The sequence below is a fragment of the Rhizobium redzepovicii genome, assembly GCF_019793435.1.
GTDB lineage: Bacteria > Pseudomonadota > Alphaproteobacteria > Rhizobiales > Rhizobiaceae > Rhizobium > Rhizobium redzepovicii.
On sequence record NZ_JAILYH010000032.1, the window covers coordinates 1 to 23,960 of the forward strand.

Sequence of the window (23,960 nt, forward strand, 5' to 3'; positions counted from 1 at the left end):
CCTTGCCGGCTTCTTTCAGCCGCAGCGCCTCTTCCACCGAGATCTCGTCGAACGGGTTCATCGACATCTTCACATTGGCAAGCTCGACACCGGAACCATCCGGCTTCACTCGGATCTTCACGTTGTAATCGACGACGCGCTTGACGGGCACGAGAATCTTCATTTGCAAAACCCCTTTATTTCTAGACTGCCGGCCATCAGTGCGGCCGTTCGGCAAGCAGCGCCCAGAAGGCGAAGAGCGGTGTATCCACCGACCTCATGGCATGTTTGATCCCGGGGATATTGTAGAACGATCCGCCGATACCAGGCGAAAACCAGTCCCCTTCCCCTTGCTGAAATTCTCCCTCGGAAAGCACGAGATAAACTTCCTCCGGCGGGTGGTCGTGATCGGGATAGCGCACGTGCGGTGCCAGCAATGTCACACCCAGCCACAGGTCGCTCCGCTCCTCCAATCCTCCCGGGCCGACGATCATGGCATTGGCATGCCCATCGACGAAATTGTCGCCGGCGGTGTGGTCATACTTGGTGCGCCGACGCCATTCAAGCATCGGCTCGATGCCTTTGAACGCCTCGATCAATCGCGACAGCGAAGTATCATAAGAGGGATCAACCGCAAGCGCCACATCAAGCTGAGCGCAGACGGGCAAGCGACTTCCCTCCCCCGCACGCCCGCTCCCGGGCTGCTCCAACGCCGCAAAAAATTGACGGATCGAGCGCCGGGACTCCGGGGCCTTCGCGAACCGATCGAAAGCCAGAGACGCGGCATCCACGAAACGCTGGAGACTTTCCTCGCGTAAACTCATATCGCCCCCCGAAATGAGCGGCCGACGAGCGGCCGCTCCTGCGATCATATATCCTTGGCGATGCGCAGGCCGTCATAAATGGCGGCATGCGTATTGCGCGCAGCGACAGCATCGCCGATCCGGAACAACTGGAACTTGCCCTCGGGATTGCGCATGACGGATTGCGGTTCCCCGGAAAGAAGCTGGTCGTGCGACATCTCGCCGAGATTGCTGGAGCTGGGCTTCAGCTCGAAATAGAGTTCGTCGAGCGGGATCGTGCCGTGATTGACGACGATCTGGTCGAAGCTGCTCTGCTTGGCAATCCCGCCGTAATCGCTGCCGACATGGGCGACGAGTTGGTTGCCGCTCTTCTCGACGGCCTCCAGGCGATAGGTCACGGTGAAGGTGACGTCATGCTTCTGAAGCGAGCGCATATAGGGCACTAGGTTCATGGCCATGACTTCGGGCGCGAAGGACCGGTCCGGCGTCATGATCTCGACCTTGGCGCCGGCCTTGGCGAGAAACTCCGCCGCCTGAAGGCCGGCATGGTCGCCGGCATCGTCGAAGATCAGTACATTGGTGCCTGGCTTCACATCGCCGGAGATGATGTCCCAGGAAGAGACCACCAGCTCGTTGCCGCGCGAGAGAACCTCGGTATGCGGCAAGCCGCCGGTCGCGATGATGACGACGTCGGGGTTCTCGGCTTCAATCGTGTCGGCTTCCGCCCAGCTATTGAAGTGGAAGGTGACGTCGTATTTCTCGCACTGGCTCATGCGCCAGTCGATGATGCTGATCATTTCCCTGCGGCGCTCGCTTTGGGCGGTGAGCCGGATCTGGCCGCCGGCATTGTTCGCCGCTTCGAAGACGACCACCTTATGGCCGCGCTCTCCGGCGACGCGCGCCGCTTCCAGACCGGCCGGGCCGGCGCCGACGATGACGACCTTTTTCCTGGCGTCGGCCTTCGCTACGATATGCGGCATGGTCAGTTCGCGGCCGGTCGCGGCGTTGTGGATGCAGTAGGCGGCCCCGCCCTGGTAGATGCGATCGAGACAGTAATTGGCACCGACGCAGGGACGGATATCGTCTTCCCGCTTTTCGATGATCTTGCGGACGATATGCGGGTCGGTCATATGGGCGCGGGTCATGCCGACCATATCGACCTTGCCGGCCGCGATTGCGTGGCGGGCGGTGGCGACGTCGGGAATCTTCGCCGCATGGAAGGTCGGGAAGTCGGTCGCGGCCCGGATCTCGCCGGCGAAGTCGAGATGCGGCGAATTCGCCATGCCCTGGATCGGGATGACGTCGGTGAGGCCCGCATCGGTATCGATGTGGCCGCGGATCACGTTCAGATAATCGATGAGGCCACTTGCCTTCAGACGCTTGGAGATTTCGATGCCTTCTGCCTTGCCGGTGCCGCCGGGAAGACATTCGTCGGCGGTATAGCGCAGGCCGAGAATGAAATCGTCGCCCACCCTTTTCCGGATCGCCTTGAACACGTCGAAACAGAAGCGCAGGCGATTATCCAGCGAGCCGCCATAGGGGCCATCGAGCTCGTTGGTGAGCGGAGACACGAACTGGTCGATCAGGTGACCGTAAGCCTCAAGTTCGACACCGTCCATGCCGCCCGCCTTCATGCGTTCGGCCGCGTCGGCGAAATCCTTGATGACGCGCTCGATATCCCAATCTTCCATTTTCTTCGGGAAGGCGCGGTGCGAAGCCTCGCGATGATGTGAGGGCGCGAGAACCGGCAGCCAGTCACCCTTGTCCCAGCGCGTGCGCCGGCCGAGATGGGTCAGCTGGATCATGATCGCCGCACCCTCTTCATGCACGGCGTCGGTCATCTCCCTGATCCAGGGAACGATCTCGTCCTTATAGGCAAGCAGGTTGTTGAAGACCGGCGGACTATCCTTGGAGACGGCCGCCGAGCCCGCCGTCATCGTCAAAGCCACCCCGCCCTTTGCCCGCTCCACCGTATAGGCGCGATACTTCTCCTTCGGCATGCCGTCTTCCGGATAGGCCGGCTCGTGGGACGTCACAATGATACGGTTGCGCAACTTCAAATGTTTGAGCTGATAGGGCTGTAGAAGAGGATCATTCGACATGGGTCGTGGTTCCGGATTAAAACATCGAAGGAGACGCTAAGCGCAATGTACATATGTGTCAACGATGAAAACAGTTAGGTCGCTATTTTCGACACTCATGTACATTTTTCTTGTGCACGACTTCATAATTTGATAGGGGATAAAGCATGGATCAGGCTATGAACGACACTGGCTGGCGCGGATCGCAGGAGGGATGGCTGGATGCAGCTTACCACTCCCTGTTGGAATCCGGCGTGGATTCGGTGAAGATTCTGCCGCTGGCGAAGAAACTCAATCTCTCGCGCACGAGCTTCTACTGGTTCTTCAAGGATCGGGAGGAGCTGTTGAGCGCGCTCGTAGCGCTATGGCGCGACAAAAACACCGGCAACATCGTCAAGCGGTCCGAAGCCTATGCGGAATCGCTGGCCGAGGCGATGCTCAACGTCTTCGATTGCTGGCTCGACAACGATCTGTTCGACGCGAAGTTCGAATTTGCCGTGCGCAGCTGGGCGCTGCAATCCGACGAGCTTCTCGCCGAGGTCCAGCAGGCTGATCAGCTCCGGCTGGAGGCGCTGAAACGCATGTTCATGCGGTTCGGGTTACCAGAAACGACATCGGATGTCAGAGCGCGCACAACGTACCTTGTCCAGATCGGATATATTTCCATGCAATCAAGGGAGGAACTCGCCGTCCGCATGAAACGGATTCCGGAATATATTGCGATCTACACGGGCGAAGTGCCGCAGCAGAGGGAGCTTGATCGCTTCTTCTCCCGGCATGCCTACAGGCCCGGTTAAAGGAGACCCGGATGAGCGTTTCCTTGAGGATCGGCATAATTGGCGGCGGCGGCTGGCTGGGCGGAGCAATCGCCGGCTCGATTGTCGATGCCGGCCTGATCGAGCCTGGAAATCTCTCGCTCTCCTATCGCAGTCAGCAGCCGGATCGCTTCTCGAATTCTTTCTGGACCTCCGACAATCAGGCGCTTGCCGACCGCTCGGACGTGATCCTTCTCTCCGTCCGGCCCGATGACTGGCGGACCCTTGACGTCGATGCCGGCGGCAAGCTCATCATTTCGGTCATGGCGGGCATCGGCCTTGCCGCCCTTTCGCAACGCCACAAGACCGGTCGTATTGTCCGCGCCTTGCCGAATGCCGGTGCCGAAGTGGCCAAGTCCTATACGCCGTGGATTGCTGCGGGCGACATCACGGAAGGCGACCGCGTCGTCGTCCGCGCCATTTTCGACGCCTGCGGCTCACAAGACGAGGTCGCACGCGAAAGCGACATCGATTACCTCACAGGCCTTTCCGGTTCCGGACCGGCGTTCCCGGCGCTGCTTGCGGCCGCCATGATGAGCGATGCCGTCGCACACGGTCTGCCGGCCGAGATTGCGCGCCGCGCCGTCAATACGGTGATATCGGGCGCCGGCCGCCTTTTGGAGCGCCGCGACGAGAGCCCGGATGACGTCGTTCAAACCTTTCTTGACTATCGCGGCACGACTGCGGCGGCCATCGACAGCATGCGCGCTGCAGGATTCGACGCTTCGGTTGCCACGGGATTGTCGGCAGCATTTCAGAAATCGGTGAGTATGGGAAAGGTTTCCTGACGACCGTTGGGGCGGGCACTGCGGCACTCCGCTCGACAAGACAAGCCGCTAAACAGAGGGAACGAGAATGAAAAAGTTACTTGCATCGACGTGTTTGACGTTCGGCCTGATCGGCGGCGCGTCATTCGCCAGCGCCGCCGAATGCGGCAGCGTCACCATCGCCAGCATGAACTGGCAGAGCGCCGAAGTTCTCTCCAACCTGGACAAGTTCATTCTGAACGAAGGATATGGCTGCAGTGCTGACATCACCGTCGGCGACACCGTCCCGACGATCACCTCCATGGCCGAAAAGGGCCAGCCGGACATCGCGCCCGAAGCCTGGATTGATCTGCTGCCCGACGTCGTCAAGAAGGGCACGGAAGAAGGCCGCATCGTCCAGGTCGGCTCGCCGCTGCCGGATGGCGGCGTGCAGGGCTGGTGGATCCCCAAATACGTCGCCGATGCTCATCCCGATATCAAGACGATCGGCGACGTGCTGAAGCATCCGGAACTTTTCCCCGATCCCGAGGATCCGAAGAAGGGCGCCATCTTCAACGGTCCGCAGGGCTGGGGCGGCACGGTGGTCACCTCACAGCTCTACAAGGGCTTTGAGGCTGAGAAGGCCGGCTTCACCCTCGTCGACACCGGCTCTGCCGCCGGCCTCGACGGTTCGATCGCCAAGGCCTACGAACGCAAGGAAGGCTGGGCCGGCTATTACTGGGCACCGACCGCGCTGCTCGGCAAGTATCAGATGGTCAAGCTCGAAGCCGGCGTGCCGGAGGATTCCGCCGAATGGAAGCGCTGCATCACCGTCGCCGACTGCCCCGACCCGAAGCCCGCTTCGTGGCCGGTCGATCACGTCGTCACCCTGGTTGCCAAGCCCTTCTCGGAAAAGGTCGGGCCTGAAGTCATGGACTATCTGGCGAAGCGCTCCTGGAGCAACGACACGGTCAACAAGCTGATGTCTTGGATGACCGACAACCAGGCGACCGGCGAAGACGGCGCCAAGCACTTCCTGAAAGAAAACAAGGACATCTGGTCCAAGTGGGTTTCGCCGGAGGCAGCCACGAAGATCGAAGCTGCCCTCTAACACTGACTATCGCGGTGCGCCGAAAGCGCACCGCTTCTCACTCGCCGATAAAAACAAAAAGACGGCCGCGGCTCTTTGAAGAAAAGGGGAACCGAATGGAATGGTTTTACAAATTCCCGCATATGGATGACGACGCGCTTCGCAATCTGAAGAAGGCGATCGATGACGGCTTTCGCGGATTCACCCGCGCCTATGGCGACGGCATCGAAACCCTGTTCGTGCCGCTGCAGCATTTCCTGATTGCCGCCGAGCGGTTCATGACGCAGACGCCGTGGCCGATCATCACCCTGATCGTCCTTGCCATCGCCTGGTTTGCCAGCCGCAGCCTGAAGATCGTCTTCGGCTGTCTGGTGACGCTGATGCTGATCGGCTATTTCGACATGTGGGACGATACGATGCGGACGGTCTCGATGATCTTCGTCTGCACCATTCTATCCATCGCCATCGGCATTCCGATGGGCATCCTGATGGCCCGCTCCGACCGGCTGCAGCGCGTCATCAATCCGATCCTCGACGTCATGCAGACGATGCCGAGCTTCGTCTACCTCATCCCGGTCGTCATGCTGCTCGGCATCGGCAAGGTGCCCGGCCTGATCGCCGTCGTCATCTACGCCATCCCGCCGATGATCCGCCTGACCGATCTCGGCATCCGCCTCGTCGACAAGGACGTGCTCGAAGCTGCCGACGCCTTCGGCACATCGCGATCGCAGAAGCTGTTCAAGGTGCAGCTGCCGCTGGCGCTGCCTACCATCATGGCCGGCATCAACCAGACGATCATGATGGCGCTCGCCATGGTGGTCATCGCCTCCATGATCGGCGTTCAGGGCCTCGGCCAGCCGGTGCTCAAGGCGATCGCCAACCAGTATTTCACGCTGGGTATCTTTAATGGTCTTGCCATCGTGGGCATCGCCATCATCTTCGACCGAGTCAGCCAGGCATATGGCAAAAGGCTCCAGAAGCATCGGGAGACCGTCCATGGCTGAGCATCGTTTCGGCGGCATTAAGATCCGCCATCTCTACAAGATCTTCGGCCCCAACCCCGCCGCGCATGTCGATGCGGTGCAGAAGGGACTGTCGAAGACCGAGCTCAACGAAAAGCACGGTCATGTGCTCGGCCTCAGGGACATCAATGTCGAGATCCCATCTGGCCGCATCCAGGTCGTCATGGGCCTGTCGGGTTCGGGCAAATCGACGCTGATCCGCCACATCAACCGGCTGATCGACCCGACCGCCGGCGAAGTGCTGGTCGACGGCGTCGATGTCGTGAAGATGAACGAGACCGAATTGCGGGCGTTTCGCCGCCACCAGACGGCGATGGTGTTTCAGAAGTTCGCGCTTCTGCCGCACCGCAATGTGCTCGACAACACCATCTTCGGCCTCGAAGTGCAGGGCATGGAGCGGGCAAAAGCCGTCGACATCGCCATGCGCTGGCTCGAACGGGTCGGGCTGAAGGGCTTCGAGCAGCGCTATCCCAACCAGCTCTCCGGCGGCATGCAGCAGCGCGTCGGCCTGGCCAGAGCGCTCTCCAACGACGCCCCGGTGCTTCTGATGGACGAAGCCTATTCGGCGCTCGATCCGTTGATCCGCACCGACATGCAGACAGTGCTTCTCGATATCCAGAAGGAGATAAAGAAGACCATCGTCTTCATCACCCACGATCTCGACGAGGCACTGCGTCTCGGCGACCAGATCGCCATCCTGCGCGACGGCGAAGTCATCCAGCAGGGCACCAGCCAGGACATCGTCCTGCGCCCGGCAGACGACTACATCGCCAACTTCGTCAAGGAGGTCAATCGCGGCAGGGTCATCCACGTCGAAGCCATCATGACGCCGCTGCACTCCGGTGCGGCGCCGGTTGGACTGGCGATTGTGGCGGGAACGACCGTCGAAGAAGCCGTCCGGATCCTGTCATCGGCGCCAGAGGGCGACGCCAGGGTAGTTTCGCCTTCCGGAGAAACCTTAGGGCTCGTCACTTTCCGCCAGCTCGCAAGCGCGATGGTGAACTCACAAGAGATGGCTCCCCAGCGCGACAGCGCCCTGTCGGTCGCCCTCTGAAACTGCCAATGCGGCCGTCTTTCCGTTTCGCTGGCGACACCAAGCACGTCGCCATCTCCGGAAAGCCGGCCGTCGCAGGACCTTGAAGAGACTTGAAATGGCTTCTTGATGCCTGATCGATCACAACACCGGCTAGGCGAGGAATTGCGCTCGGGGGGTACCGATGTCATCGAAACCCGAGACTGCGCCGCCCCGCGCCAAGCGCGCCATGCCCTCTGTGAGTGTAGGCGGGCTGCATTGGAACTGTGACGCCGGAGTGTTCCCGCTTACTGCGTAAGCAAGCTCTTCCTGTGTGCCAAACGAGACCCTCAAGATCTCTATCCACCTTGCGCAAGCCGCGGCGCGAACACACCTCCAGCCAGCGCTTTCTTATACATTTTGCGCAAAAGCAGTCCAGACTGCGTCGCGAAAAGCCGCTTGGCCGACTTTATCGGCGGCCGACAATTGCTCGATGGCCACGGAGCAATAAGATGTTTGTCGACCAAGGCCATGAAGGTCAGCGGTCCTCAAGCCAAGCCCGTTCATCCATCACCCCCAAAACGGATGGAAGGGATCATACATACGCACCCCATCCCGTGCGTATGCCAGCATGCCTGTCTGCCTGCCGAAGGCTATTAAGCGGTCCACTATAGAACCTTCGGCAGGCGACTGCGCAGATCCCTGAGTGGGATATTCTCCACAGCTTCAGTCATGATGCGTGTCTCGGCAAGATCGCCGCGTTGAGCCTTTCGTGGCCTCACGGATACACTCCATAAAATTACCCCGCTGCGTAATCGTTTCACCACCGATAGCCGGCGGCGTGACGGCTTGCCTATTGTTCCCATGTCTGCCAGTTCCGGCCCTTAAGCTGCAAAAACCAAGTGGATGGGAACTGTCGATAATGCGTTCAACAGGTTGGATTGTTTGACGTCTGCCACGTCCGAGTTCGGCCGGTATCGGCTTGTGCAAGGCGCTGATCTCGCTGCCGATACCGTGCGGAGATCCACCTGCTCGGCCAAGGCCTGCTGCGCTCCAACCCCCGATAAGCTAGAATATAGGCAAGCCTCGCCCAATCCGCGGCGATCGATGACGACCGGCATGACGGATAGAGGTACGCACATTCATCCGTCAGCAGGGATCGCGCGTCGCGCCGGGATCCGCAAACAGGTGGGAAGGGCAGGTCAACGCAGCCACACTGAACAATGGGAGCAGCATGTCCGACAATAGCCCTGCGCCATTCTCGTTCCGGTTTCGCGGTTCGTCCTTCGACAACATGGTCGAAACGCTCGGCGGGGCCTTCGGCGCCTTCGATGCCGAGCCTGTCGGCCGCGCCCAGGACTTCCACTGGGGGTTGGATTTCTCCGCAAATGACAGCGCTGTCCTTCTAACCGGCTATCACGCTGCGGAGTTTCAGTTCAACATCGAGCCGACAGTCGATACGGCGGAATACCTGTCGATTGTCGTACCGCGCAGCGGCGGCATGGGAGTGGCTTACGGGTCCCGCGTCGCCGAGGCGGGGGAAGGAAAACTGCTTCTCTATAACAATTTCGAACCAGATAGTGTCCTCATGTACGGCCAGTCGAATGTCATCGACGAATTGCTGATCAACTGGTCGGTGATCCTGCAGACGATCGGCCAGACGTTCGAAATGCCGTTCAGCGGCTCTCTCGATCTATTGCCCGAACTGGATCTGTCGACGCCGGTCGGCCGGACGATCGGCAACCTGACGGAGACGATCGCCATCGGTATGCGCGACAATGGCCCCTTGCTGCAGTCACCGATCGCCATGGCGCATATAACGCAGGCGCTGGCCGATCTTGTCGTGCGCATGGTGCCGAACCGGCTGTCGCATTTCCTCGACAAGGGGCCTGCGCTCATCGCTCCCCGGCACGTGCGCAAGGCGATCGAATTCATGCAGGCCAATATCGATCAGCCGATCACCATGCCGAAGGTCGCCGAGGCGGCCGGCGTCTCCAGCCGGGCGCTCGAAACCGGCTTCCGCGCCTTCAGGGGCACCTCTCCCGCCGTCTATCTGTTGACGCTTCGCTTGCGCGCGGCGCGGCAGGAGCTGCTCGACCCCGAGAGCAAGGAGAGCATGAAAGGGATCTGTCTCAAATGGGGCTTCTTTCATTTCGGCCGGTTTTCCGCAGTCTACAAATCGACCTACGGGGAATACCCTTCCGACACCCGGAAGCGCGTCTGCCGTTTGTAGCCGCCGGGGTTAAAGCATGTCCCGCAAAAATGTGCTGCGGTTTTGCGATAAAGACATGCGCAAAAACAAAGACCTAAAGCGTGACAAGCGAATCTGAAAGATCGCGACGCGCTTTAGGACGCGGAAGCCGGCGGCAATGTGTAGTGCACTCTCATCGTCCTCGGATCCCGCTTGACGATCTCAAGCACCCCCTCCCTCGCCGCCAGAGCGTTCAGTTCCCGCAGAACGAGGGAATGGGCAATCCCGAGCTTGCGTGCAAAGGCGCGGCTGTCGCGCGCGATCCCGAGTTCGGCGGCGACGAGGAGGCCCGCCTGTATGGATGTCAGGCGGATGTCCCCGGCTTGCGCCGCAGCGACAAGCGCGAAAAATCGATCGGCGTCGGATAGCTCTTTGCTCACGCGGTGTTTCGCCCGCGCAAGGACACCATGATCGATTTCGAGGTGGGCGTATCGCTTTCCTTGCCGGCGCTGCCGAGCGGCACCAGCACGTTCAGCTCGGGATAATAACCGGCGATGCTGCCCCTCGGAATGTCATAGGGCACTAGGCGAAAATTCCCGGCAATGCGCTCGATGCCGTCATGATGCTCGCCGACCACGTCGATGCGGTCACCAGCCTCGGCATTCATCGCCTTCAGGTCGGCCGGATGAATAAAAATGACCTGCCGCTCTCCGTAGACGCCGCGATATCGGTCATCCAGACCATAGATCGTCGTATTGTATTGATCATGCGACCGGAATGTCTGCAGGGCGAAACGACGTCCCTCGCCCTTTCGCGCCCGCTGATGGACCGTCTCCTCGGGAAGCGCCTCGGACGAGAACGACGCTTTGCCTGCCGATGTGTCCCACTCCCGATGGCTTGCTGCGTTGCGCAGGTGGAAACCGCGGGGCTTGCGCAGGCGCTTATTGTAGTTTTCGAAACCGGGAATGGTCGCCTCGATGTGATCGCGGATGCGGTCGTGGTCGTCGGCGAGCTCTGCCCAGTCGACCACGGCGGAGCCGACCGTCGCCTGTGCAATGCCGGCGATGATGGCCACTTCCGAGAGGAGATGCGGCGAGGCCGGGCGATTGATACCGGCAGAACCATGCACCATGCTCATCGAATCCTCGACGCTCACGAGTTGGGAGTTGCCCGCCGCGTTCAGATCCATCTCGGTGCGCCCGAGGCACGGCAGGATGAAGGCCGTCTCGCCGGGCATGAGATGCGAATGATTGGGTTTGGTTGCGATGTGCACCGTCAGCTTCAGCCGCCGCAGCGCCCTTTCAACGAGTGCACTGTCAGGCGTGGCGCGGGCGAAATTGCCGCCAAGTCCGATGAAGGCTTCGGCAGAGCCGTCGAGCATCGCGCCGATCGCCGCAAGGACATTGTGGCCATGTTCGCGAGGAACGGTGAAGCGGAAGTGTTTTTCCAGCGCATCGAGGAAATCCTCCGGTGGCTTTTCGTTGATACCCACGGTGCGGTCACCCTGCACGTTGGAATGGCCGCGAACCGGGCAAAGGCCGGCACCCGGCCGGCCGATATTGCCGCGCAGGAACATGAAATTGGCGATCTCGCGGATCGTCGCAACGGAATGCAGATGCTGCGTCACGCCCATCGCCCAGGTGCAGATGACCCGCTCGGCGTTGATATAGACATCGGCCGCCCGCTCGATCTCCTCCCGGCTCAGTCCCGACTGGTCCTCGATCTCAGCCCAGCTCGTCGCCTCGACCGCTGTCTGATACGCCTGAAAATCCGCGCAGTGTTCCGTGAGAAATGCGTGATCGAGAACGGCGGGTTGGCCAGCGGCGGCCGCTCTGTCTTCCCTAGCCAGCACGGCCTTGGCCATTCCGCGCACCGCGGCCATGTCGCCGCCGAGCTGCGGCTGCAGATAAAGGCTGGCGATATCGGTCGAACCGCCGCGCAGCATCTCGATCTTGTCCTGCGGATCGGAGAAGCGCTCCAGGCCGCGCTCACGGATCGGGTTGAAGACGACGACGCGCGCACCGCGGATCGCCGCACGACGCAAGTCTCCGAGCATCCTCGGATGGTTGGTGCCAGGGTTCTGCCCGATCACGAAGATCGCGTCGGCCTCTTCGAAATCCTCCAGAAGCACCGTGCCCTTGCCGACGCCGACGGCCTGGCGCATGGCGATGCCGCTTGCTTCGTGGCACATGTTGGAGCAATCGGGAAAATTGTTGGTGCCGTAGACGCGCACGAACAGCTGATACAGGAAGGCGGCTTCGTTGCTCGCCCGACCCGAAGTGTAAAATTCCGCCCGGTTGGGGGTATCGAGACCCTTCAGGATGCCGCCGATCTCGGTAAAGGCATCGTGCCACGAAACCGACAGATAACGATCGCTCGCCGCATCGTAGCGCATCGGATGCGTCAGGCGGCCGTTGAGTTCAAGTTCATAATCCGTCAGCCGACGAAGCTCAGACACCGTATTCTTGGCGAAGAAGGCGGGCGTTGCCCTCTTCTCCGTCGCCTCCCAGGCCACCGCCTTCACGCCGTTTTCGCAGAACTCGAACGACGATCCGTGTTCCGGATCGCCCCAGGCGCAGCCCGGGCAATCGAAACCATCAGGCTGGTTCGCCTTCAGCATGGTGCGCGCACCCGAGATGGGCATGCCGCTTTGCAGCAATTGCTTGCCGCAGCTCTTCAAAGCGCCCCAGCCGCCGGCGGCCGCCGATTTCTTACCAATGAATTTTGAGTCCATGCGCCCTTATTGTCGAAGCGCGAAAAACATCAAGGCGCCAGGCGCGATGGTTTGATAGAAAAAACCTATCGAGGAAAGATCTCGATTTAACCGGCTTCCTTCATCGCATGCCGTTCGCCGTTGGGCGAATGGGCCAGAATGCGATTGCGACCTTGTGTCTTGGCGTCATAGAGCGCTGCGTCGGCCTCGGTCAGCAGGCGGTTCGGGTTGGTCCGCAGAACGGCTCCGGTCGCACAGGAGATGCCGATGCTTGCCGTCACCCGGGCGAATTCGCTGCCGGAATGGGCGATATTCTCCTGGGCCAGGCGCCGCGCGAATTGCTCGGCGACGATCATTGCGCCTTTGGCGCTGGTGTCGGGCAGGAACACTACGAACTCCTCGCCGCCGTAACGGGCGACAATGTCTGCCGGCCGACTGACGGATTGGCGCAGACACTTGCTGACGACCCGCAAGCATTGGTCTCCGGCAGGATGACCATAGGTGTCATTATAGGCCTTGAAGCGGTCGATATCGACCATCAGCAGGCTGAACGGCGTGTTTCTCCTGGCGCTACCCGCAGTCTCGCGAGCGAAAGCTTCGTCGAAGGCGCGGCGGTTGACCATGCCAGTGAGGCCGTCGGTTTCAGCAAGGCTCTTCAGTTGCTCCGCCGACAGCCTGAGTGCGATTTCCGCCTGTTTCGTCGCCGTAATGTCGGAGACGACCGCCATCGCCGTGCCGTCTTCCGCAAGCCTTGTCCGGATGCTGCGCCAGTCGCCGTTATGAAGCTGAACTTCTTCATCCTTGTTGCTGTGCAGCGAGGCGGTGGCAGTCTTGATCCACCCGTCCACATCATCGGGAATACCAGGCCGCTCGCCGGTTTCGACGACGCGACGCAGGATGTCACTGATATGAGCGCCGACCACGCGGGCCTCTCCGGAGAGCGGGAACGCATTGCGATACTGATCGTTGCAAAAGAGGATAAAGCCCTTGCTGTCATACATGGCGATGCCATCGGACATACCGGCCATCGCATGCGAGAGCAGGTTCTTGCTTTCGCGCAATTCCCGCTCCAGGGCGGTGCGCTCGGTAACATCGCGCGTGACGCCCGCAAGGCCGATCACCCGCCCCTGCTTGTCCCGCAGCGGCACTTTGGAGGCGAGCAGGAATCTGCCTTCGATATGCTCGGTGGAATCGATCAGCGGCACCCCGGTGTCTATGACCTGCTGCTCGAGATAATATAATTCCTCGGCGAGCGGCCGCGACATCAGATTGAAATCCGACAATCCGATCATCTCCGCCGTGGTCCGGAAGCGGAAGAGGCGGGTCATGTTTTCATTGACGGTGATGAACCTGCTGTTTCGATCCTTCACATAGAGATAATCGGGCGACTGCGAAAATGCGGTCACCAATATGCTTCGCTCCAGCTCCCATTGCTGTGTCTTCAGCAGAACGAAACCACCCAGAACAGTCGCGAGACAATTCAATGCCGTCAGGGGGAAACCGACGCCGGCGAGCACATGGGCATTCACCAAGGTGGGAAGCAGGGCCATCGACAGGACCAATGCAACGCCAAGGGCAAGGCTTAGCAGCGCAACGTCCTTAAGCTCCGGCGATCTCTTGCGGGTCCAGAAATGACCGGCCAAGCCAATGCCGGTGGCGACGGCCATGGTGATGATCCCGTCGACCATCGCTGTGCCGCCGACGACAAAACGAAAGGCCATCGCCAACGCCGCGGCAAAGGCCGCCGCGATCGGCCCCCCGAACATGCCGGCCAATGCAAGCGGCGAAAAACGCAGGTCGATATAGATGCCGGGGTGGAATTCAACGGCCAGCAATATGGATCCGATGGAGGCGCCGCCGGCTATGATCCCGAAGGCGACTTTTTCCTGCCTGAAGGACCGGCGCTGACACTCAATCGAAAAAAGCGCCCAGAGTGAAATTGCCAGGCACACGAAGGAAAGGTTGCCACCGAATTGCGTCCAATTGCCATTCACCGCGCTGTATCCACCTTCCACGACATGTAACCAACTCATCATAGGCGAAACTGGTTTGAGCTTGGTTAAACCGATCTTATGGAGCGGCATGGAGTATCGACCAGGCAAGGCTGGCACGCCTGTTATAAGGCATATTTAACAAATGCCGTTCGCTTCGGCTGGACATGCCTGGTGATGGCACAATACTGCGTAATTCGGATAAGCCTGCGCAATCGGACTATTATTACGCGATCAAAAGGCGCGCATGTTCCTAGAGTTGCAGTGGAAATTCCCGGCCGTCTGCGTCCGGACGAGGAAGCCCGGCGTAGGCCGCCGGGCTTGTCCTCCGTTACTTGCAGATCGCCCCGGCCAGAAAGCCGCGCATCGCCTCGCCAAAGGGCGGCCGCATCATATATTCCGCTTCCACCATTTTGCTCTGGTGATAGACGGCGCGTGGATGCGAGAAGGCGAGGAAGCCGAATTTGCCGTGATAGGCGCCCATGCCGGAATGGCCGACACCGCCGAAGGGCAGGCCTTCGGCCGTGACGTGGCTCATGCAGTCGTTGACCGTCACGCCGCCGGACGTCGTATTGTCGAGAACGCGGGCCTCCTCTTCACCATCCTGGCTGAAATAATAGAGAGCGAGCGGGCGCGGCCGGACGTTGATCCGATCGATGACGTCGGCGATATCGCGATAGGGAAGAACCGGCAGCACCGGTCCGAAGATTTCCTCTTGCAGCACGCGCATATCCTCGCTCGGATCCAGAATGAGTGTCGGCGGTATGCGGTGTGCCGGTTGCTGCGAGAAATTCTCCGCCGCCGGGTTGATCTCGACGATACGGGCGCCCTTGGCTCTGGCGTCGTCGACCAGGCCCTGGACGCGGGCGTGATGGCGGGCATTGACCATAGAAGTGTAATCCGGATTTTCCTTCAGCGTCGAATACATTGCGGCGACCGCCGCCATCGCGTGCTCGGCAAAGGCTTCGACGCTTTCCTCCGGCACATAGACATGGTCCGGCGCCAGGCAGATCTGGCCGGCATTCAGCGTCTTGACGGTCATGACGCGGCGGGCCGCATCCGCCAGATCGGCCGAGCGCCCAACGACCACCGGCGATTTGCCGCCGAGTTCAAGTGTGAGCGGCGTCAGGTTTTCCGCCGCCGCACGCATGACGTGATGGGCGATTGCGGTGCCGCCGGTGAAGATCAGATGGTCGAAGGCAAGTGATGTAAAGGCGGTACCGGTCGCCGGTCCGCCCTGAACGACGGCGATTTCCGAGTCGTCGAAAGCGCGGGCGACGAGTTCCGCCATCAGCGCTGACGAAGCCGGCGTCACCTCCGACGGTTTGATCATGGCGCGATTGCCGGCGGCGAGAATGCCGGCAAGCGGCGCGAGGGCGAGCTGATAGGGAAAATTCCAGGGGCTGAGGATCCCGACCACGCCCTTCGGCTGATAGACCACTTTGGCGACGGCATCCGGGAACAATGCCTCGTGCTCTTCCGGCTTCAGCCATTCTGCCAGATGTGCCTTGGCATATTTGAGCGAACCGACGCAGGTAAAAACGTCGAGCAGCAGGCTTGCCTCGACACTGCGGCTGCCGAAATCATCCGAGAGAGCCGCGGCAATCGCGTCCTTGTTGTCGACAAGAAGGGCGACGACGCGGTCGATGCGATCGATGCGGGTGTCGATATCAGGCGGCCCTTCTTTCAGGAAGGATGCCCTTTGCCGGGCAAGCAGCGCCTTCATGGCGTCGGGACTGGTATCGGTAGCGATTGGGGCGACGGTGTTCATTCTTTCCTCCCTTGAACGATGTCAGACGGCCGGCTGACGCACGACCGGTTTCAGCACGATGCCCTTTTCCGCATCCTCCACCGCCCGGTTGAGGTCGGCGAAATCATAGAAGGTGACCAGCCTGTCGAAGGGGAAGCGGCCCTGCCTGTGGAGCTCGATCAGCAGAGGGATCAGCACGTCTGGATTGGAATCACCCTCGACGATGCCGCGCACCCGGCGTCCACCGGAGAGGATATGGGTGAGGTCGAGTGTCAGCGTCGCGCCGTGCGGCGAGGCGCCGACGATGCCGCAGGTGCCGCGCGGCGCCAGCACCCGCACGCATTGATCGATGACGGCAGGCACGCCGGAAGCATCGATCGCATAATCGACACCGGCGCCAGTCAGCGCCATGATCGCGGCAACGGCATCGTTCGCCTTGCCGTTGACGATATCGGTCGCGCCGAGCTCGGCGGCAAGCGCCAGCCTCGCCTCGTTGACGTCGACGGCGATGATCCTGGAGGCGCCGACGATCCGCGCCGCCATCACGGCGGCTAGGCCGACCGAACCCAGGCCGAAAACCGCGAGCACTTTTCCGGGTTCAACCTTCAGCGCATTCATGACCGCGCCGGCGCCGGTCTGGATGCCGCAGGCGAGCGGCCCGAGCAGCGCCAGATCCGCATCTTCAGGCACTTTGACGATATTGCGCTCATGGCAGAGCGCGTGGCTGGCGAAAGAGGATTGCCCGAAAATATTGCCGTTCACCCGCTCCCCCCTGTAGGAGAGCCCGCTCGAACCATCGGCGCGCGAACCGAAGAAATTGCGCGGGAAGAATTCGTGGCAATAGGTCTCTTCGTGATCGTTGCAGCTCGGGCAAAGGCCGCAGGAATTGAAGGTCATGACGACATGATCGCCTGGGACCACCTTGGCAACGCCCGGCCCGACACGCTCGACGATTCCAGCACCTTCATGACCGAGCACGACCGGCTGCGGCACCGGCAGGTGCTGGTCGCGCATGACGATATCGGTGTGGCAAACCCCGGTCGCGACGACGCGAACCAGGATTTCCCCCTCGCGCGGCTCCTCCAGATCGAGGCTTTCCAGCGAAAACGGCTTATGCGGCGCACGCGCCACTGCGGCATGAATCTTCATGGTATCCTCCTCCCGATGATTGCCCCACGAAACGGCCCGGTACGCCTCGCCTCCGTCAGCGGCCGCGCTTATAGGCGCCGAGCCCCGGCTGATAGGTCTTGTCGTCAAGGAACTGTTTCAGCCCCTCGTCGCGTCCCTTGGTCTTGTCGAGAAACAGCATCTGCTCCAGCTTGGCGTAGATGTAGTCGTCGGCGAGATCCCAGGGCAGGTTGCGCACGCGCTTATAAGTGTCCTTGGCCGCCTTCAGCGTCACCGGGTTCTTTTCGAGCAGGCTGGCGCAGATCTTGCGGACCCGGGTTTCAAGCTCGGCGAGCGGCACGGCCTCGTTGACGAGGCCCATTTCGGCGGCCTTGCGTCCACCGAACAACTCGCCGGTCATGATGTAGTAGAGCGCGTCGCGATGGCGCATCACCTCGGCAACCGCGCGGGTGACGTTGCCACCCGGCAGGATGCCCCAATTGATTTCGGAAAGGCCGAAATTCGCCTCCTCGGCGGCAATGGCGAGATCGCAGGAAACCAGCGGTGTAAAGGCGCCGCCGAAGCACCAGCCGTTGACCATGGCGATCGTCGGCTTTTCGAAATACATCAACCGGCCCCACCAGCCGCCGGATTGGCGCCGCGCCTTCAGCGTCGCATCCCGCGGTTTGTCGTCATTGTCGCGGAAATATTCCTTCAGATCCATGCCGGCGGACCAGGACTCGCCGGCGCCGCGCAGGACGAGGACCCCGCAGCGCTCGTCGCCCTCGAGTTCATCGAGCACCTCCATCATCCGGGCGTTCAGAGCCGGGTTCATCGCATTGCGTTTTTCAGGACGGTTGAGGGTCACGAAAGCAATGCCATTGTCGAATTCGACCAGAACCGGCGATTTCATATCAGTCATGGGTCTGCTCCATTGGTTTCGGCATGAATGCCGGGGCCGCTTAATCAGGCCTGTCGTTGAAGGGTTTCGTCGGAATGCAGCTGGCGCAGAACATGCTTCTGCACCTTGCCGGAGGCGGTGCGAGGAATGGTCTCGACGAAGAGGATGCGCGCCGGACGCTTGAAGGCGGCGAGCCTTGCGGCGCAATGGCCGGCAATCGCCTCACCCGTTACCGCAGCACCGGGCCGCAACACGATATAGGCAATGCCGCATTCGCCCCATTTGATGTCGGGAATGCCGAGGACCGCCACGTCGAGAATATCGGGATGGCCTGCGAGCGCGGCCTCGACCTCGGCGGGGTAAACATTTTCGCCGCCGCTGATATACATGTCCTTCAGCCGGTCGACGATGCGATAGAAGCCGTTTACCTCGCGCCGGCCGAGATCGCCGGTGCGGTACCAGCCGTCGGCGAAGGCGGCAGCGGTTTCCTCGGGCTTGTTCCAGTAACCGGGCGTCACCGCGGGGCCGCGCAGCCAGAGTTCGCCAATCTCACCTTCCCCGACGTCGCGGCCATCCTCACCGACAATGCGGATGTCGAGCAGCGGTGCCGGCAGACCGACGCTGCCGGGATTGTCCCGTACTGCGCGCCGGTCGATCGGCACGTGCAGCACCGTTCCGGCCTCACTCATGCCGTAGCCGTTGACCAGCGCCACGCCGTCGCCGAGATAGCTCTCCATCAACGCCTGCGTCAGCGGCGCGCCGCCGACAAAGAGCGCATGCAGGCCGGAAAGAGCCGCGGCGCTATAGGCGGGATCGCCACGCAAGGCGAGCGCGATCTGTGGCACGGCGAAATAATGGGTGATGGCGCGCTGCCGGTCGGCAAGGGCTGCTAGTGTGCGCGCCGGCGTGAACCTGTCCGAGATGACGAGCGTACCGCCCAGCATCAATGTGGTGCGCGCCACGGCGATCAAGCCGATCGTATGGAAGAACGGCAGGTCGCAGAGCGCGACGGATCCTGGCCCGATCTCGCCAACGAAGGAAAAATTGATGGCGGCGAAGAAGGCGTTGCGGCGGGTAATGACGACGCCCTTCGGATGTCCCGTCGTGCCTGACGTATAGAGAAGGACGCAAGGCTGATCCGCATCGACGGGCAGGGGCTTCACCGCGAGGCTCGCCTCGATCCGGGCGGCAAGCCCGCCCGGGTCACTTCCCGTCCAGATCACCATCATCTCGGGATCGACCTCGGCAAGGCTTTCCACCGCCGCCGAAAACTCTTCGTCATGGACCAGAAGTGCCGGCGCGCAGTCGGCAAGAATCGGCCGAAGCTCGGCGGCGCTGAGGCGCCAGTTGAGCGGGACGTAGATGGCGCCGGCGCGCTGGCAGGCAAAGGCAAGCACGATCGAGTCGATCGAGTTGCGCGCCAGCATGGCGACACGCGCTCCATCCCGCCCTACCCCGAGCATCGCGCTCAAAAGGCCGGCGCAACGGGCGATGCGCGCATCGAGTGCGGCATAGGTCAGCTGCCGGCCGGTGGCGATCTCGGACAGAGCCAGAGCATCTCCCGCGACGCGGGCGCGGTACAGGATCGGATCATCCGTCACCAGCCCGCAATCCGCCGACGATGCCATCCCGGAAAAGGAATGCGCCATTTTCTCCTCCCCATGCCCGCCGCTCCTCCGCCACAGGCGTCAAATTTGTATGTAACACATACTAATATCTTTTTCCGGCCAGATGCAAGAGGCTGGTTTTGACAAATCCGGCCCCCGAAGGCGGCGCGGGAAATTTCCCTGATGCCGCAAACACGGAGATATTGACTAACCCGCTGATTTTGATGGTTATGGCGCCTGAACGAAGCGAGACGAATGATGGCCGCAAAACCACCGCAGGACGAAATTGAGGCCGAGGAGGCTTCCGCAACGCCGCCGCTCGACGTCGGCCGGCTCGGCGATCTCTTAGGTTTTCACCTGCGCATGGCGCATGTGGCGATCTATCGCGACTTCGCCGAAACCATGGAGGAGCTTGGGCTGACGCAGAAGCAACTCGCGGTGATGGAACTCACCGCGGGCAATCCGGGCGCATCGCAAATCGACCTTGCCAATACGCTCGGCACCGACCGCGCAACGATGATGGCCCTCGTCAACCGGCTGGCAGCCCGCGATTTCATCGAGCGCCATCCTTCCGCGGCCGACCGCCGGCGCCAGGAACTGCATCTGACGAAGGCCGGACGTGCGATGCTCGCGCGGGCGCGCAAGCTGATCGACACGCATGAACAGCGTTTCATCGACCTGTTTTCGCCTGATGAATTGGATGGGCTGCTGGCGGCGCTGAAGCGGATCTATAAGGGGCACTGACCCCGCTTCCGCTTCGGAAGCACGCGGCATCCAAGCCTATAGATTTCTATTGGGAAAGTCCCGTGTTATGATCCCTGTCCAGGCGTCGTCCGCCGTGGGTTCTGCACACGGAGACTTGTCTCATGAGTGAAATGGACGTGCTTTTTGCCACCCTGCGGCAGGCGGCTGACCCGCAGACGGTCGAGTGCATCGAAAACGTCGTCAAGCATGGCTCGGATCGCGATCTCAATCGCATCAATGCGCTGGCCTTCGCCGAAAAACATCATCTCGATGAAGAGAGAACGATCGCAGCGCTGCTCCATGCTGCCCGCATAGGCGCGTTCGAAATGACCTGGAATGTGCTTTGCCCGGGATGCGGCGGCGTTCTCGACAGCGGCGCAACCCTGAAAGGCGTCGTCCAGGACACTTATCATTGCGCGCTGTGCGCCGCCGGTTACGAACCGACCCTCGACGAGATGGTCGAGGTAACGTTCACCGTCAGTCCGCGTGTGCGCAGGATCGCTGCCCATGATCCCGACCGATTGCCTCCGCTCGAATATTACCGCCAGATCTTCTTCTCCTCCGGCGTCGACCTGCCGGAGGATCTGGAAGCGAAGTTTCAACGCATCCTGCTGGAGATGATAGAGCTGGCGCCGGGCGAGAAGGCTTTCGTCTCGCTGCAGCTGCCTTCGCAATTCGTCATCATCTTCGATGCGGTCACGCACTCGGCGCAGTTCATCGATGTGCAGGGCGAGCCCACCGGTGAGCGCCAAAACCTCTCCATGGTCATCAGCCGGGGGCATGCGCTGAACGAAACCGTAGCGCTGCGCCCGGGCTTGCTGCGGCTCGCCCTCGAGAACCACACCGATCGCCGCGTGGTGCCGAATGTCTGCATAGCGGGAGATGAGCTGCATGATCTTCTGGGCCGCCGGCGGCCTTTTTTGACGGCCAAGCGCCTGCTGACCAACCAGAGCTTCCGCGACATCTACAGGACCGACACGCTAGACGTCGACCAGCGCCTGAAGATCACCAGCCTGACTTTCCTCTTCACCGACTTGCGGGGCTCGACAGCACTTTACGAGCGCGTCGGAGATCTTGCCGCTTTCGATCTGGTGCGGGCGCATTTCCGCGTTCTTCACGAGATCGTAGCCACCGAGGCGGGAGCTGTCGTCAAGACCATCGGCGACGCCGTGATGGCGACCTTCCCGAGCCCGGACCGCGCCGTTGCGGCCGCGCTCCTCATGCGGGAGGCGATGCTTCGGTTGAATGCCGAACACGGCAGCGACGATCTTCTCCTGAAGATCGGCATCCATGAGGGGCCATGCCTGGCAGTCAACCTGAACGACCGGCAGGATTATTTCGGGCAGACCGTTAATATCGCCTCTCGCGTCCAGGGCCTTGCCGATCCCAATGTGATCATGACGACGGAGGCGATCGTCGGCGATATCAAGGTTTCGGAGATCCTGCGCGACAGCAGCATAAGCTCCGCCTCGCGAATGGCGGAACTTCAGGGCATCGGGCGGGAGGTCAAAATCTTCGCCCTGTCGTGAGGTTGGCCTGCTCTTCGAGGTCAAGTCAACTTCAGCAGTTTCCGCTAACGGCCGGAAGCAATCATCAAATATCAGTTAGTTCAACGGCTGCTTCGGGCCCTCAAGACGGTGAGAAAGGCCGGTGGAGCCGCTTCCCGGGAGCAGACGTCCCTTGAGGCGAGTTTCCCGACCCGCGCTACTCGCCTATGCTGGAAAGCAATTCGTCGAGCTGCTCCAACTGCTCCGACAATGCGGCCGCCGAGCCCTGCAGTGCTTCCTCAAGCGCCTCCTTGGACGGATAAATTTCGTGGAATTTCAATAGTGTCCTCCCGCCTTGGTCATCGAAGGTCACGGTCGTGATCGCACCTTCTTCGCCCTCGTCGTTGGTCCAGACGATGCGTTCGTTCGGCACGACCTCGAGATACTTGCCGTAGAAGGCCATGGTGTCCGAACCGTCGGCGCCGAATTCCAGCCGATATTTGCCGCCGGTACGGACGTCCATATCACACGACACGAGCGAAACACCGGATACCGATTTTGGCACCCACCAGCGCTGGAACAGCTCGGGCCGGCTCCACGCCTTGTAAACCGTGCTCGGCGGCGCATTGAATATTCGCGTTACCAAGAGTTCGCGATCTCCTCTGCGCTCGACTGACGTGCGGTTCTGCGCACTATCTGCACTGTTAACTTGCTCAGTCATCGCTTCCCTCCTGTTTCATTTCGCTGATGATTTCGTCCAATGCTTCGAAGCGGGCCTCGAAGAGCTTGCGATGCGCCTCGATCCACTCGGCTTCCGCGTTGAGGCCGCGTTTCCCAAGCTTGCAGGTTCTCACGCGTCCGACCTTCTGCGTGACGACGAGCCCCGCTCGCTCGAGAACCTGGACGTGCTTCTTCATGCCGGTCAGCGTCATCTGGAACTGATCCGCCAGACTGGTGATCGACGCGTCCCCTCGCCCCAGCTGATCGATGATCCCGCGGCGGGTCGCATCGGACAACGCCGCAAACGAGAGATCGAGGGGAGAACCTAAATACTGAACCATATAGTTCAGTGTATAACCTGCTCGCGCAAGAAGCGCAAGCTTCTCTAATATTCAGTCGGTAGGCCGGTGATCCGAGGGCATGCACCGCGGCGGCGACAAAAATCGTCTGGCGCAGGCCGACAGCTGCAGAAGTGCCTCGGCAGCTTCGCGCCCTCAAGACGGCCGTCAGGACGCCCGGTTTGTCATTCTCAGGACGGCCGGTCGGCTATGAAACCGACAACGCCGCCAGTGAGCCGCACGGCAGCCAGCGTCTTTCTCGCAATAGTCAGTTGCTTCCCTCCCGATCACAAACCTGCCGGGCTTCAGGTAAGTTGAGCGAGGATATCGTCGACGACACTTCGGATGGCATTCGCCGTGTCAATATTATTGCCAGCCGGAAGATGCTCCCGGCTACGATGGCAGCGGAGCACCAGGGCCCGCTCGGCCGGCTCGAAGCCCGGCTCGTTCGGGCGCCCATCCAGCCGTCGGTTCAACGTCTCAACATCGATGTCGAGCACGAAAATCTTATCGAACAGGTCCAGAAATTTGTGGAAATTGCGCGAACCGCCACAAAAGAACGTGGCAGTATGGGTGGTGTCGGCAGCAATGGCTCGGACCTTATCGACAGGCCAGATCCAGTGAGCGTATCCCCAGGCGATACGGTCTACCCCTTCGGGTGGCCCTGCGAGCGCCCGGCCTGTCTCGGGGTCGCCGACATAGGCCAACGGTCACCATGGACAACATGGTAGCCCCGCCGCTCCAGTTCGGTAGCGACAGACGTCTTTCCAGTCCCCGAGCCGCCTTCGATCAGATAGTTCCTAATGCCCATGAGGCCTCTTTATCACGGCCTTCTATGCGGTGAGAAGACGCTCTACCTGGGG

The 23,960-nt window shown here is 61.1% G+C and carries 19 protein-coding genes and 2 pseudogenes; 8 read left to right on the forward strand and 13 right to left on the reverse strand.

Annotated features, from left to right (window positions below; translation table 11 throughout):
* The 3 genes and pseudogenes from K6N12_RS32010 to K6N12_RS32020 form a co-directional block, all read right to left on the reverse strand.
* A pseudogene (locus tag K6N12_RS32010) lies at positions 1–163 on the reverse strand (electron transfer flavoprotein subunit beta/FixA family protein); the annotation flags it as partial.
* Between the two features lie 34 nt (positions 164–197).
* Positions 198–803: a dimethylsulfoniopropionate lyase gene (locus K6N12_RS32015; RefSeq protein ID WP_097629900.1), complete on the reverse strand. Its 606-nt coding sequence runs from the start codon at positions 801–803 to the stop codon at positions 198–200.
* A 44-nt stretch (positions 804–847) separates the two neighbouring features.
* Positions 848–2,884 carry an NADH:flavin oxidoreductase gene (locus tag K6N12_RS32020; RefSeq protein WP_097629901.1) on the reverse strand — a complete coding sequence of 679 codons (2,037 nt, stop codon included), beginning with the start codon at positions 2,882–2,884 and terminating at the stop codon, positions 848–850.
* A 146-nt stretch (positions 2,885–3,030) separates the two neighbouring features.
* Here K6N12_RS32020 and K6N12_RS32025 point away from each other — a divergent pair, with 146 nt between their 5' ends.
* The 6 genes from K6N12_RS32025 (at position 3,031) to K6N12_RS32050 (ending at position 9,781) form a co-directional block, all read left to right on the forward strand.
* On the forward strand, positions 3,031–3,660 hold the full coding sequence (locus K6N12_RS32025; RefSeq protein WP_097629902.1) for a TetR/AcrR family transcriptional regulator: 630 nt from the start codon (positions 3,031–3,033) through the stop codon (positions 3,658–3,660).
* A gap of 11 nt (positions 3,661–3,671) precedes the next feature.
* Positions 3,672–4,466: a pyrroline-5-carboxylate reductase family protein gene (locus K6N12_RS32030; RefSeq protein WP_183781334.1), complete on the forward strand. Its 795-nt coding sequence runs from the start codon at positions 3,672–3,674 to the stop codon at positions 4,464–4,466.
* A gap of 67 nt (positions 4,467–4,533) precedes the next feature.
* Entirely contained in the window at positions 4,534–5,535 is a 1,002-nt protein-coding gene (locus K6N12_RS32035; protein WP_054183824.1) for an ABC transporter substrate-binding protein, read from the forward strand.
* 95 nt (positions 5,536–5,630) lie between these two features.
* On the forward strand, positions 5,631–6,518 hold the full coding sequence (locus tag K6N12_RS32040) for an ABC transporter permease (protein ID WP_003592380.1): 888 nt from the start codon (positions 5,631–5,633) through the stop codon (positions 6,516–6,518).
* Positions 6,511–7,590 (forward strand): quaternary amine ABC transporter ATP-binding protein, encoded by a 1,080-nt coding sequence (locus K6N12_RS32045; protein ID WP_222149139.1) that lies wholly within the window; start codon positions 6,511–6,513, stop codon positions 7,588–7,590. Before K6N12_RS32040 ends, K6N12_RS32045 begins: the two co-directional genes overlap by 8 nt.
* Positions 7,591–8,782: 1,192 nt before the next feature.
* Positions 8,783–9,781: an AraC family transcriptional regulator gene (locus tag K6N12_RS32050; protein ID WP_222149140.1), complete on the forward strand. Its 999-nt coding sequence runs from the start codon at positions 8,783–8,785 to the stop codon at positions 9,779–9,781.
* Between the two features lie 113 nt (positions 9,782–9,894).
* Here K6N12_RS32050 and K6N12_RS32055 read toward each other — a convergent pair whose 3' ends face one another.
* The 7 genes from K6N12_RS32055 to K6N12_RS32085 form a co-directional block, all read right to left on the reverse strand.
* A complete protein-coding gene (locus K6N12_RS32055) occupies positions 9,895–10,179 on the reverse strand; it encodes a hypothetical protein (RefSeq protein ID WP_222149141.1) in 285 nt (94 codons plus the stop codon).
* Positions 10,176–12,473 carry an FdhF/YdeP family oxidoreductase gene (locus K6N12_RS32060; RefSeq protein ID WP_222149142.1) on the reverse strand — a complete coding sequence of 766 codons (2,298 nt, stop codon included), beginning with the start codon at positions 12,471–12,473 and terminating at the stop codon, positions 10,176–10,178. The genes K6N12_RS32055 and K6N12_RS32060 overlap by 4 nt, the downstream gene beginning before the upstream one ends.
* 86 nt (positions 12,474–12,559) lie before the next feature.
* Complete coding sequence (locus K6N12_RS32065) at positions 12,560–14,488, reverse strand: diguanylate cyclase (RefSeq protein WP_222149143.1); 1,929 nt, start codon at positions 14,486–14,488, stop codon at positions 12,560–12,562.
* Positions 14,489–14,774: 286 nt separating this feature from the next.
* Positions 14,775–16,214: a coniferyl aldehyde dehydrogenase gene (locus K6N12_RS32070; protein WP_222149144.1), complete on the reverse strand. Its 1,440-nt coding sequence runs from the start codon at positions 16,212–16,214 to the stop codon at positions 14,775–14,777.
* Between the two features lie 21 nt (positions 16,215–16,235).
* Positions 16,236–17,342, reverse strand: coding sequence for an NAD(P)-dependent alcohol dehydrogenase (locus K6N12_RS32075; protein WP_222149145.1), 1,107 nt, complete (start codon positions 17,340–17,342; stop codon positions 16,236–16,238).
* A gap of 55 nt (positions 17,343–17,397) precedes the next feature.
* Entirely contained in the window at positions 17,398–18,222 is an 825-nt protein-coding gene (locus K6N12_RS32080; protein WP_222149146.1) for a p-hydroxycinnamoyl CoA hydratase/lyase, read from the reverse strand.
* Positions 18,223–18,266: 44 nt separating this feature from the next.
* Positions 18,267–19,850: an AMP-binding protein gene (locus K6N12_RS32085; RefSeq protein WP_222149147.1), complete on the reverse strand. Its 1,584-nt coding sequence runs from the start codon at positions 19,848–19,850 to the stop codon at positions 18,267–18,269.
* Positions 19,851–20,066: 216 nt separating this feature from the next.
* On the opposite strand from K6N12_RS32085, the gene K6N12_RS32090 reads away from it, so the two are divergent.
* Positions 20,067–20,552, forward strand: a complete 486-nt coding sequence (locus K6N12_RS32090) for a MarR family winged helix-turn-helix transcriptional regulator (protein WP_097629934.1) — start codon at positions 20,067–20,069, stop codon at positions 20,550–20,552.
* A gap of 122 nt (positions 20,553–20,674) precedes the next feature.
* Complete coding sequence (locus K6N12_RS32095; protein WP_222149148.1) at positions 20,675–22,081, forward strand: adenylate/guanylate cyclase domain-containing protein; 1,407 nt, start codon at positions 20,675–20,677, stop codon at positions 22,079–22,081.
* Positions 22,082–22,256: 175 nt separating this feature from the next.
* Here the strand turns inward: K6N12_RS32095 and K6N12_RS32100 are convergent, their stop codons facing one another.
* The 3 genes and pseudogenes from K6N12_RS32100 to K6N12_RS32110 all read right to left on the reverse strand — a co-directional run bounded on the left by K6N12_RS32100 (position 22,257) and on the right by K6N12_RS32110 (position 23,908).
* The gene (locus K6N12_RS32100; protein ID WP_097629913.1) at positions 22,257–22,760 is read right to left on the reverse strand and encodes an SRPBCC family protein; all 504 of its coding nucleotides are present in this window, start codon (positions 22,758–22,760) and stop codon (positions 22,257–22,259) included.
* Complete coding sequence (locus K6N12_RS32105; protein WP_183781365.1) at positions 22,753–23,100, reverse strand: ArsR/SmtB family transcription factor; 348 nt, start codon at positions 23,098–23,100, stop codon at positions 22,753–22,755. The genes K6N12_RS32100 and K6N12_RS32105 overlap by 8 nt, the downstream gene beginning before the upstream one ends.
* Positions 23,101–23,402: 302 nt before the next feature.
* A pseudogene (locus K6N12_RS32110) lies at positions 23,403–23,908 on the reverse strand (P-loop NTPase family protein).
* Positions 23,909–23,960 lie beyond the last annotated feature (52 nt).

Bases quoted from the DNA above. Each gene is read 5' to 3' on its own strand.
- K6N12_RS32025 (WP_097629902.1), top strand. From the start codon at position 3,031: ATGGATCAGGCTATGAACGACACTGGCTGGCGCGGATCGCAGGAGGGA.
- K6N12_RS32100 (WP_097629913.1), bottom strand. From the start codon at position 22,760: ATGACTGAGCAAGTTAACAGTGCAGATAGTGCGCAGAACCGCACGTCA.
- K6N12_RS32015 (WP_097629900.1), bottom strand. From the start codon at position 803: ATGAGTTTACGCGAGGAAAGTCTCCAGCGTTTCGTGGATGCCGCGTCT.
- K6N12_RS32075 (WP_222149145.1), bottom strand. From the start codon at position 17,342: ATGAAGATTCATGCCGCAGTGGCGCGTGCGCCGCATAAGCCGTTTTCG.
- K6N12_RS32045 (WP_222149139.1), top strand. From the start codon at position 6,511: ATGGCTGAGCATCGTTTCGGCGGCATTAAGATCCGCCATCTCTACAAG.
- K6N12_RS32030 (WP_183781334.1), top strand. From the start codon at position 3,672: ATGAGCGTTTCCTTGAGGATCGGCATAATTGGCGGCGGCGGCTGGCTG.
- K6N12_RS32070 (WP_222149144.1), bottom strand. From the start codon at position 16,214: ATGAACACCGTCGCCCCAATCGCTACCGATACCAGTCCCGACGCCATG.
- K6N12_RS32095 (WP_222149148.1), top strand. From the start codon at position 20,675: ATGAGTGAAATGGACGTGCTTTTTGCCACCCTGCGGCAGGCGGCTGAC.
- K6N12_RS32060 (WP_222149142.1), bottom strand. From the start codon at position 12,473: ATGGACTCAAAATTCATTGGTAAGAAATCGGCGGCCGCCGGCGGCTGG.
- K6N12_RS32040 (WP_003592380.1), top strand. From the start codon at position 5,631: ATGGAATGGTTTTACAAATTCCCGCATATGGATGACGACGCGCTTCGC.
- K6N12_RS32080 (WP_222149146.1), bottom strand. From the start codon at position 18,222: ATGACTGATATGAAATCGCCGGTTCTGGTCGAATTCGACAATGGCATT.
- K6N12_RS32020 (WP_097629901.1), bottom strand. From the start codon at position 2,884: ATGTCGAATGATCCTCTTCTACAGCCCTATCAGCTCAAACATTTGAAG.
- K6N12_RS32050 (WP_222149140.1), top strand. From the start codon at position 8,783: ATGTCCGACAATAGCCCTGCGCCATTCTCGTTCCGGTTTCGCGGTTCG.
- K6N12_RS32105 (WP_183781365.1), bottom strand. From the start codon at position 23,100: ATGGTTCAGTATTTAGGTTCTCCCCTCGATCTCTCGTTTGCGGCGTTG.
- K6N12_RS32090 (WP_097629934.1), top strand. From the start codon at position 20,067: ATGGCCGCAAAACCACCGCAGGACGAAATTGAGGCCGAGGAGGCTTCC.
- K6N12_RS32035 (WP_054183824.1), top strand. From the start codon at position 4,534: ATGAAAAAGTTACTTGCATCGACGTGTTTGACGTTCGGCCTGATCGGC.
- K6N12_RS32085 (WP_222149147.1), bottom strand. From the start codon at position 19,850: ATGGCGCATTCCTTTTCCGGGATGGCATCGTCGGCGGATTGCGGGCTG.
- K6N12_RS32065 (WP_222149143.1), bottom strand. From the start codon at position 14,488: ATGATGAGTTGGTTACATGTCGTGGAAGGTGGATACAGCGCGGTGAAT.